Source organism: Tissierellales bacterium (assembly GCA_035301805.1).
GTDB lineage: Bacteria > Bacillota > Clostridia > Tissierellales > DATGTQ01 > DATGTQ01.
Genome location: DATGTQ010000075.1, coordinates 1 through 11,013, shown reverse-complemented (window position 1 = coordinate 11,013; position 11,013 = coordinate 1). Strand labels below are relative to the sequence as shown.

The 11,013-nt window shown below is 31.0% G+C and carries 10 protein-coding genes; all 10 read left to right on the top strand.

Going from position 1 to position 11,013, the window contains the following annotated elements:
• The coding region (locus VK071_03185) for a hypothetical protein (protein HLR34315.1) at window positions 1–369 on the top strand (369 nt) is incomplete at its 5' end.
• Window positions 370–645: 276 nt separating this feature from the next.
• Complete coding sequence (locus VK071_03180) at window positions 646–2,007, top strand: SPFH domain-containing protein (GenBank protein HLR34314.1); 1,362 nt, start codon at window positions 646–648, stop codon at window positions 2,005–2,007.
• 462 nt (window positions 2,008–2,469) lie between these two features.
• On the top strand, window positions 2,470–3,408 hold the full coding sequence (locus tag VK071_03175) for an ABC transporter ATP-binding protein (GenBank protein HLR34313.1): 939 nt from the start codon (window positions 2,470–2,472) through the stop codon (window positions 3,406–3,408).
• 14 nt (window positions 3,409–3,422) lie between these two features.
• A complete protein-coding gene (locus VK071_03170; GenBank protein ID HLR34312.1) occupies window positions 3,423–4,166 on the top strand; it encodes an ABC transporter permease in 744 nt (247 codons plus the stop codon).
• Window positions 4,163–5,149 (top strand): ABC transporter permease, encoded by a 987-nt coding sequence (locus VK071_03165; GenBank protein HLR34311.1) that lies wholly within the window; start codon window positions 4,163–4,165, stop codon window positions 5,147–5,149. Before VK071_03170 ends, VK071_03165 begins: the two co-directional genes overlap by 4 nt.
• Window positions 5,150–5,169: 20 nt before the next feature.
• Window positions 5,170–7,776: a LuxR C-terminal-related transcriptional regulator gene (locus VK071_03160; GenBank protein ID HLR34310.1), complete on the top strand. Its 2,607-nt coding sequence runs from the start codon at window positions 5,170–5,172 to the stop codon at window positions 7,774–7,776.
• A gap of 501 nt (window positions 7,777–8,277) precedes the next feature.
• Window positions 8,278–8,829, top strand: coding sequence for a sugar O-acetyltransferase (locus tag VK071_03155; GenBank protein HLR34309.1), 552 nt, complete (start codon window positions 8,278–8,280; stop codon window positions 8,827–8,829).
• A gap of 94 nt (window positions 8,830–8,923) precedes the next feature.
• Window positions 8,924–9,541, top strand: a complete 618-nt coding sequence (locus VK071_03150; GenBank protein ID HLR34308.1) for a cyclase family protein — start codon at window positions 8,924–8,926, stop codon at window positions 9,539–9,541.
• Between the two features lie 160 nt (window positions 9,542–9,701).
• On the top strand, window positions 9,702–9,926 hold the full coding sequence (locus tag VK071_03145; protein HLR34307.1) for a hypothetical protein: 225 nt from the start codon (window positions 9,702–9,704) through the stop codon (window positions 9,924–9,926).
• 488 nt (window positions 9,927–10,414) lie between these two features.
• On the top strand, window positions 10,415–11,013 hold a 599-nt coding region (locus VK071_03140; GenBank protein HLR34306.1), incomplete at its 3' end, for a hypothetical protein.

Below are 11,013 nucleotides of genomic sequence, written 5' to 3'. Positions count from 1 at the left end.
TATGCAAAAGAACGTATAGCAGAAGGAGGGTTACAAACTGTAGGTGGTGTTGTCTCTGTAGTTGCAGGATTAGGATTAATTGTTGCTACAGGGGGATTGGCAACTACAATAGCATTTGGAGCTTTTGCAGTTGGCACTTGTTCCACATTATATGGATTATCCAATACTGAAGAAGGACTGGATAATATATATTATGGAATAAAGGGTGATGGTAAGTCTGTAGCTGTAAATTCTATTAGGGATAGTATATTTAAATCTAATCCAGAATTATATTATAAAATAGGTAATATAAGTACAATAATGTCTACCATGGGGAACCCCAATAGTAAAAGGTATTCCCTTAGAGCAGGGTATGGCGATCCAGGCTAAACGTGCAATTTCTAATACAGTAATAGGAGGGGATATTTTATGAAATATAAGAATATGTTATTAGAAATTTTTGATGATATTATTAATTGATATTCATTAATGTGCTTGTATAGAGAGTTTCCATGCAATACTGAAGAAAGAATGTATATATTTACATACACTATGTAGAAGGATTTTATATTTTTGATGTTTTTAGGCTAATAAAGGTTTGTAAAAAATACTATTACATGGTAAAATATACTTTGAATTAAAAGATAATTAAGTGGGGTGATCAGTATGGAAATGGCATTAATAGTAAAGTTAGTAACTACATTAGTTATCGCTTTATTGATTTTATTAGTTTTAAAATTAGGATATATAAAAGCACCACCAAATGAAGCTTATTTAATATCAGGTCTTAGAAAGAAGACGGTGATAGGTAAATCATCTATAAGAGTACCTGGTCTTGAAAGAGTTGATAAGTTATATTTGGGATTAATGACAGTAGATGTCAAGACTGGTACATATGTTCCAACAAATGAATTTGTCAATGTTAAAGTGGATTCGGTTGTAACACTTAAGGTTGGATGTCATGCAGACATGTTAAGTTTAGCAGGACAGAATTTTTTAAATTATAACCCTTCTGAAATAGTAGATAAGGTTACAGACGTTTTAGAAGGGAACATAAGAGAGATAATTGGGCAAATGGAACTTAAAGATATGATTCAAGACCGTAAAGAATTTGCCAAAAAAGTACAAGATAATGTTGTGCCAGATCTAGCTAGTATGGGTTTAGAGCTTATAACTTTTAATGTTCAATCTTTCGAAGATGAAAACGGAATTATTAAGGACTTAGGTATTGAGAATGTTGAACAAATAAAGAAGGAAGCTTCTATTGCAAAGGCTAAAGCTGAAAGAGATGTTAAGATAGAAGCTGCAAAGGCAAGTGAGGAATCTACTCAAGCTGAAGTAGAAGCGGATAAGGAGAAGACCAGACAGCTTACAGAGCTTGCAAAATTAAAAGCAGAGATGAAAATAGAAGAAGACACAATTAGAGCAAAGGCAGATATAGCTTATAAGATACAAGAGGAAGAGAATAGAAAACTGGTTGAAGAGAAAATTGCTGATGCAAACTTAATGAAATCTGAAAGAGATATAGAAATTGAGAGAAATAAATTATATTCAAGTAAGAAAAACGAAGCAGATGTGGAGAACTATGAAAGAAAACAAAAAGCAGATGCAGAGAAGTATGAAATAGAGAGACGGGCAGAAGGTATTAGGAAGATGGGAGAAGCGGAAGCTGATGCAATTAGATTGAAGGCAATAGCTGAAGCCGAGGGTATTGATAAGAAAGCAGAAGCTATGAAGAAATATGGACAAGCTGCTATAATGGAGATGTATTTTGATATGTTACCAGAAGTGGCTAAAAACATAGCGGAACCTATGAGTGCAATAGATAAGATAAATATAATAGGTGGAAGTAGTACGGATCTCTCAAAAAATGTTATGCATACTATGGCACAGCTTGAAGAAAGTCTTGGAGAAACTATGGGATTCAATGTTAAAGATGTTCTATCTAATCTCTTGGATAAAGATAGTACAAATGACAATGATTTAGCAGATGACGAGAATTTAGTTAGTGAGGATGCTACTTCTTAAGATAAAAACTTGTTTTGCAAAACTATCTTAATGAAGAACAATGATTCAGGGGTTGGACCCCTGAATTGAGAGAGAATTAACAACCTCTAATCTAGCAAGAAATACCTAATTGTATAAAAATAACAATTTAATATCTTCATTTTATCATTGCCAAGACTATTTTATGTGCTAAAATAAATAGTTTTGGCAATGATTTTATATAATTGATGTTATGATGTTATATGTATACCTAAAACAGCCTCATTTAGGATAGCCCTCTTAAATTTATTGTTAAGGGTGGCCGAGAACCACCAAGAAACCTAAATTTTGTCCAAACTATTGACATAGATCTATCTTCCCGTAATAGTCGGGGGAATAATGTTAAACAGCACATTTATAAAAAATCAACCTATGAAGTCAACCATTAGGTTGATTTTTTTATGCATAAAATAAGTAGAATTAAAATAGAAGGAGATGATGAATATGGAGTCAATTATACAGGTTAGAAATCTAGAAAAGCACTATAAAGATAGAAAGGCACTAAATAGTATTTCTTTTGATGTAAGGGAAGGAGAAATACTATGTGTTCTAGGCCCTAATGGAGCGGGAAAAAGCACCTTAATCAATATACTTTCTACAGTATTAGACTACGATGATGGCGAAATATACTTCCGTGGTAATAAGGTGGAGAGGGTGAAAAAAGACTACAAAGGCATCCTTGGCATTGTACCACAGGATATAGCTATTTATGAGGATATATCTGCAGAAGATAATGTAAAATTTTTTGCATCACTATATGGCATTAGAGGTAGAACCCTAAATAGTCATGTAGAGATGGCTCTAAATTCGGTTGGACTATTAGAGAGAAAAAAAGATAAGCCTAAGACCTTTTCTGGAGGAATGAAGAGAAGGTTAAATATAGCCTGTGCCATTGCCCATAATCCTAAAATTATTATTATGGATGAACCGACAGTAGGGGTTGACCCCCAGTCGAGAAATCATATACTAGATCATATTAAGAGTATGAGTAAAGCTGGGACCACCATAATATATAGTACTCACTATATGGAAGAGGTTGAAGAGATATCTACGAGAATCATAATTATGGATCAGGGTGAGATAATAGCAGAGGGAACTAAGGAAGAACTGAAAGAGATGCTGGGAGAAGAGAAAGTCTATTATATAGAGGTAGACAATATGGAAAAGTTACAGAAAGATGAACTCTATATGGTTGAAGGAGTAACCGATGTAGAGATAGTAGATCGCAAAATTCTGGTATCTGTCCTAAGGGGAATAGAAAACCTAGATAAACTCATATCTACTATTATGTATAAGGGTCTAAAAATTAATAATATTTCAAGCACTACAATGAACTTAGATACGGTATTTTTAAAACTTACAGGGCGTAACTTAAGGGATTAAAGGGGGGGAAATAGATGAAGTTTTTTATAATTTTTAAAAGAGATTTTAGAAATATTTTTTTGAATCCAATTCTTTTAATGTACAATACAGTTTTTCCAATATTACTGGTCTTGGTGCTAGGCCATTTAAGCTATGGAAGTTATTCTGGATACGGGATTACCTCCTATGAATATTATGGTATTACCATTCTTATATATAGTGCCCTTAATGTATCAGTTACAGCATCAAATAGTTTTTTGGAGGAAAGCTTAAAATCCAGTAATCTTCGGATTGCCTATACTCCTATAGATTTATCATATATATATCTATCTAAAATTGCAGCTACTTTTCTATTTACGTCTATTAGTTTGATAGGTGTAATATTCTTACTGCAGACACTATTAGAAGTGAATATATCAAAAGATATATTTCCGTATGTAATTTGTATATTATTAGTGTTTAACCTATTTTCTTCGGTCATGGGGGTCTTTTTATGTTGTATTTTTAAAAGTGAAGAGCTTACTAATACAATACTGAGCTTAGTAAACAATGTTTTTGCAATATTAGGTGGGCTATTTTTCCCCATAAATAGTTTTGGAAGTGTAGTGGAAAAAGTCTCTAATATATCTCCTGTTAAATGGATAATGGAAGAAGTATTTAAGATAATATATGATGGAAACACGAGCTTTTTCATTCCTATAGTAATTAGCTTATCTATAGCATCTATTATATTAATAGGAAATTGTAAGTTAATATTCAAGATGGAGGATTATCTATGATAGAAATAGGATCTATACTTAAAAATAATTTTTATAGGGCTTGGAGCAGAAAAAATGAAACTATAGTATTTATGGTGGTGACCTTTACAACAATGCTCTTGGCTGTTACTTTTTCAACGGCAACAATGTTAAAGATAAATATTGCAGTGGTAAGTGACAGAGACGATCTCCAGTTTGATTTTCCATATGTTAATATAGAGGTTATGGAGAAAACTCCACCTAAATCAGATCTTATAATGAATAAGTATTGCGGGGTGTTATTAGATAGGGGAAATGGCAGCATGGACGTGTTAGTTGCAAAAAATGATATGTATAGAACGAAATTAGAGCAGTTGACAACGAACCCTAAAATGTCGTCAAATCAAGATTATAGAAAGAGGGGAGTGGCTTCTAATATATTAGGATATTTAATTGTGCCTATTTTTTTACAGGGACTTACGTATATGAAATTTTTTGTGGAGGATAGGCAAGGTAAAATGCTTAAAAGAATTATAGCAGGCCATGTCAATATGGGGCAATATATGGTAGGTCATTTCTTATTTAGCTTTATAATGGTATATATGACATCTCTATTTGTATTGATAATAGGAAAAGAGGTACTTAAAAAGGATATAGGATTTGGATATGGCGAATATAGTTATTTGTTGCTTGTAATTGTACTATTAGCAATAAGCTTTGCTATGTTTATGACTACTATTGTTGAAAAGCTAGATAATTCTATGGCTTTATCTGGTACTATCATTGTTTTAACATCTATACTATCTGGTAGTTTTAATGAGGTCCAAACAGGCAATGAATTTATAGCTAAGGTTGTAAGTTTATTTCCTCAGAAACAGTATTTAGATATGATACAGGGAGTTGAAAGAGGACAGTCAATAGGATTATATATGACGCAAATAGGCTATTTACTGATTTTGTCAGTAGCATTATTTGGAATTAGTAGCATCCTATGCAATATCAGGTTTCGTAAAGGTAGATATTGATATATAATGGTATATATTAAATGATATCTAAGTATATAGGTGATTATATGGAAGATAGTTTAAAAATAATATCAACTAAGCTAAAAGTGCCAGTACCTAGAAGAAATCACATAAGGCGGGTGTTATTGCTAGAAAAACTTGAAACATTTCTAGACTATAAGCTTACTTTAGTTCAAGGGAAGGCAGGAAGCGGTAAAACCACATTGTTAGCCTGTTTTACACAAGAGAATCCCTTTATTGCTTTTAAATGGATTACATTAGATAGTCGTGATAACAATATCTTTTCTTTTTGGTATTATATTTTGAAAGCTTTAAAGGATTATCTAAAGGACGAATATGAAAACATATTTTTTCTGTTTAAGACTGCAGTCCATAGAGAAGATATTGAAAGAACTATTATTTTACTCATTAATCAATTAAATAAGCAAGATGATGATATCGTCATAGTCCTTGATGATTTTCACCATATATATGATATAAATCTAGTTAGAACTATAGAACTTTTTATAAAATATTCACCAGATAATGTGAGTTTCATAGTTCTAACTAGGGAAGAACCTTCTTTCTATCTTGGAGATTTGGCTATTTCTAATCAACTCTTAGAAATTGGAGAAGAGGAATTAAAGCTAACTTATGTTGAGGGAATAGACTTTTTAAGACAGACATTGAAAATGCGGCAAGATGATGAAATTGTTTCCCAGATCAGTATACTATCAGAAGGTTGGATTGGAGGTCTTCAACTTGTAGGACTTGCATTTTTAAATAATGAGAACGCTTCTATTGACAGTATAAAAGTGTTAAATAAATATGTAGTTGACTATCTATCTAAAGAGATACTAAATGTATTGGATAAAGATGAAAGAGAATTTTTAATTAAGACCTCAATTCTAAATTATTTTAATGAGGAAATATGTAACCAATTATTGGATGTACAGACTTCAAAACAACTCATCGCAGGTATGATAGATCGAAATCTATTTATTATAGCTATGAATGGAGATAACTATCGCTATCACAATATGTTTGAGGAATTTTTAAGACTTGAATTTGCAAGTTTGGACTTCGAGATGAAGAAAGAGCTCCATATAAGGGCTTCAAAAATATATGAAGATTTAGGTGATCTGGAAGAAGCTATAGCACATCTATTACAGATTCCCGACTATGGAGCTACTCTTGAACTTATTCAAAACATAGAGCACAAGCCCCTTGCATGGTCGTATTTAAGTCAAATTCCAATTGAAAATGTATTGATAGATAGGGAAATGACTTTTCACTTGTTTTTCTACTATTTTTGTAATCTACAGTTAGATAAATGCAATGAAGTCCTAAAGTATGCCCAGAAAAAAATTGAGAATGATAGGGACTATAGAATTTTCGAATTTGCTAGGGCATTAATGGAAGAGGATAATATTACTACAGATATTATGACAATAGATGAGATAGAGGAGATGGCTATAGATGATACAACTAAAGCTATTATTTATCTAAATCTCTCTCTATTCTTGAGTCTACAGGAACAATATGATATAGCACTGCAATTTATAGATAGGGCTATATCTATAGAGAGAAATGTAGAAAATCCCTATATAAAATATTTTGCATACAGTCTAAAGGCTCAAGTAAAAGAACAGTTAGGAGAATTATCAGAGTGTATGGTATTATATAAGAAATTATATGATATGCTTCATCAATATCCACTCTTATCTCCGCTTACTTTTAATACCTATATTGGGGAGGCTGGCATATATATAAAACAACTGAAATTAGATAGAGCAGAACAGGTTTTATATAGGGCAGAGGGAATGTCGGCTAGTAGCTATGTACCTTTAAAGAGAGGATATTTATATAATTTAATGGAATTAAACATATTGAAGGGTAGAAACAAAGAAGCAATTAAATTAATCCAAGAGCTTATGAGTAGCAATATGTATGAAGATGATGTATATATCTCATCCTTGCTAAAATATTTAATTTATCTAGAATCAGCAGAAAAAGAAATAATAGATGATTTCGTGAAGGTATGTGAAAACCAGGTACAGGGAAATAAAATGAGGAAAGAGGATATGCTTACCTATTTAAGGGTATTGTTTCTACAGGAACAAGATGAGAAAGCACTAGAAATGGTAGATGAAGTCTTGAAATTTGCAAGGCGAAATAAAATAAGAACTTATATTATAGAGGCTACTCTCTTAAAAATTAAGATACTCAATGTAAATTTTATTTCCAATAGAAGGGAGATATTAAATTTATTCAGAGAAGCTATTCATTACAGCTATGGGAATAAAATCATCTTACCCTTCATATTAGAAGGGGATATAGTAAGACCTATCATTGAAATTATACAGAACGAAAACTATGGGGAATTTGGTATAAGAGAGAGACAGTTTTTAATTGAATTGCAGGCTTTATTAAAAGCAGATAAGAAAGATTTGCTTTTAACGGATAGAGAGATGGAAGTACTTGTGGCTTTGGCTACAGGTGCAACTAATAAGGAGATAGGGAATCTTTTGTGCATATCGACTTCAACAGTTAAGACTCACCTTATAAACATATATTCTAAGCTCCATGTATCTAATCGTGTGGAAGCTATAGAAAAAGCCAGGCAAAAAGGGATTATAGATACTTGATTAATTTGAAGCAGAATTTGTTTAGGGGGATGAGACCCAAGGAGGTAGAAGGAAGTATTATAGGATAACTACTTTAGGTAAAGATGTGTATGAACTTAACAAACAAGATTGGGAGTTTGCAAAAAAATAATTGATAAATTTAATATAAAGGGAAATTGAAAATTAGAGATAGGGTTAAAAAATATATTGATAATTTGTTTTCGGTAATATATGAAACAATGGATAGAATATTACTCAGACACAAAAACAATGATGATTTATGGAAATATATCTGGAGCATTGTAGATATTTACTTTTGGAGCAATTCCCTTAGTAGGATTTAAATTAAGTTGGAAATATGTCTGGGTACCATTTGTTATAGCTGTTGGTGTTCAACTTATTATTGAGGCTATATTTGCTTCAAATAAATAGTATATCTATTTTCAATCAATGTTGAATTTAAATTCATGCGTTGGAATAAAGATAATATTATTACTGAATCAAATGGAGGAGAAAAATATAATGAAAAGTGAAAAAGAAAAAATGTTATCAGGTAATTATTATAATGCTAGTGGCGAAGAGTTGATAAGAGAAAGAGATTATGCAAAAAATCTAATATTTGAATTTAACCATACAAGACCAAATGAGAAGGAAAAAAGAAAGAAAATCCTAAATAAATTAATTAAAGCAAAAGGTCCTTTTTATATTGAACCACCGTTTTATTGCGATTACGGATACAATATCGGAGTTGGAGAAAATTTTTATGCTAATCATGGATGTGTGATACTTGATGTCAATAAGGTTCAGATTGGGAATAATGTACTTTTAGGACCAAATGTTCAAATATATACTGCTACTCACCCAATAGACCCTATGGAAAGACTCACTGGAAAAGAATTTGCTAAACCAATAGTTATTGGAAACAATGTTTGGGTTGGTGGTGGAACAATAATATGTCCAGGAGTAAAAATTGGAGATAACGTAACAATTGGAGCAGGAAGTGTTGTGACTAAAGATATTCCTGATAGTGTAATTGCTGTAGGAAACCCATGTAAAATAATTAGAGAGATTTGATAATACATAATGTTTATATTAGAAGTGAAGTTTCAAGATATTTAGGAATTATTTTTTGGTTTCTCTTAGAAATTATCAAAGAGGTGTAGAGTAAATGGCTAAGTATATTGATTTAAGTTATACCATAGAGGATGGATTCACTACGCATCCATATGACGAAGAGTTAAAACTGTATCGAAACAGATCTTTGAATAAAGACAAATACAATGATTCTAGGTTAGAAACTGGTATGCATGTTGGAACTCATATTGATGTTGCCAGCCATCTAATGGATAGTAATATTTTAGTAAGTGATTATTCTGCAGACAAATTTATTGGAAAAGGATGTTTACTTGATGCTAGAAATCAAGATGTTATTAAAATGAAGAAAGAGTATTTGGATATTGTAGAAAGAAATAGCATTGTTCTTTTGTATACAGGCTTTGAGAACCAATTTGAATGTGCTGAGTATTTTATTAACCACCCAGTAGTTGAAAAAGAGTTAGCCGAATTCTTTGTAAATAAAAAGGTTAAAATGGTTGGAATGGATTTGCCAGCACCAGATAAATATCCCTTTGAAATTCATAAAATACTATTAGAAAAAGATTTTCTGATTATTGAAAACATGAAAAACCTAGAAAGTTTATTGAATATAGATAAATTTGAGATTATTGCACTACCCCTAAAAATTAAGGCAGAAGGATCCCCAGTCAGAGTTGTTGCAAGAGTTTAAAATACTAATGGCAAAAATGTTAGCACAACGGTGCAATGAACTCTATCATAAGTAAGACAAGCTATTCTAATTTGTAATAGAATAGTAGGGAATAACTTTGATGCTAGTACGAATAGTATATGGGAGGTAAAATATATGAAGAAGACCTCGAGTAAAAATTATGATTTTTTATTATATAAATAGATTTGACAATCACCCTGATGAGATTTATGCAGTTTATAATGGCGAAATTAAATGTATTGGCTATCATGAAGATGCTAACATTCTTTCATATACTACTAATAGACCAAAATCAAATTTTATTAGGGAAGGGTTGGCTATGTATTTTGATAAATTTTGGTGGGATAAAACAAATGAAGAATGGGTTCTACTATTTCTAAAATAAATATGTTGAAGTCTCTGAACTATTATCCAATGATATTTTCTTCAATTATTCAGATTCTATAACATATCCTATAGATGGTCTCGTATCAAACTGCTGATACGAATATATTTAAATAATAATATAAAGCTAAAACATAACAAAATATTGTAAACAACTAATCTAGGGAGGATTCACCAATAAATCAATCCTCTCTAAATTTATATTCAAAACATAAAAATAGCTTCAAATATTCAACAAAAACTATAATTCCCACTCGACCACGCCTGTGGGGAACGTGGTATAATAATGACACGAGCATAAAGTATAGATAAATCAATGGGTTTGAAGCTCTATCCTAAGATATTTTAAGTACTTTCCTGAAAAATTGAATTTATAAGGTGGGGTTACGATTATTAATGTGTTGCATAGAGATAATATAATTTAAGTGAGATAATTATATTATCTGAAAAAACAGAGTTTTAATACTAATTGTAGTAGGGGGAATAAATTTGAAAATTATAGATTTAAAGCCTTATGGGGAAGGCATATACACGGAGGTTTTAGAATGCAATAGTAAGGAAATATTATTTGAAACTCATAAAAAGATAGCTGATAAATATTATTATTGTATAATTATATACGACATAAATAGGGATACCACCGTAGAGATTTATAGATATGAAGTATCAGAAAATGAAAGGTACTCCCAATATACGCATCTTATAAATGATAAAATTATCATAATCAAAACACATAACCAAAAGAAACTTGAAGTAGATAAAATAAATAGAAAAGATGGTGGGGATAAAAAAAGCTACTTTATAAATACCAAAGAAGATATTACTTCCATACCAATTTTTATTAATGAACACTATCTTTTATTCTATACAGACATTGATAGAAGCAGTGTAGAATATGAAAGATATGTAAATAGTGGATATGAAGAAGACGATCATGCTATATATTTATATGATTTATATGAAAATGAGATATATTTTGTAAAAGATTTCAGAGTAATAATTGGTATTAATGTGGATCATGGAAGAATAGGGAAATTACCTACATTCTTACATAAAAATGAGGAATACTTAATTGTTAGTGAAACATA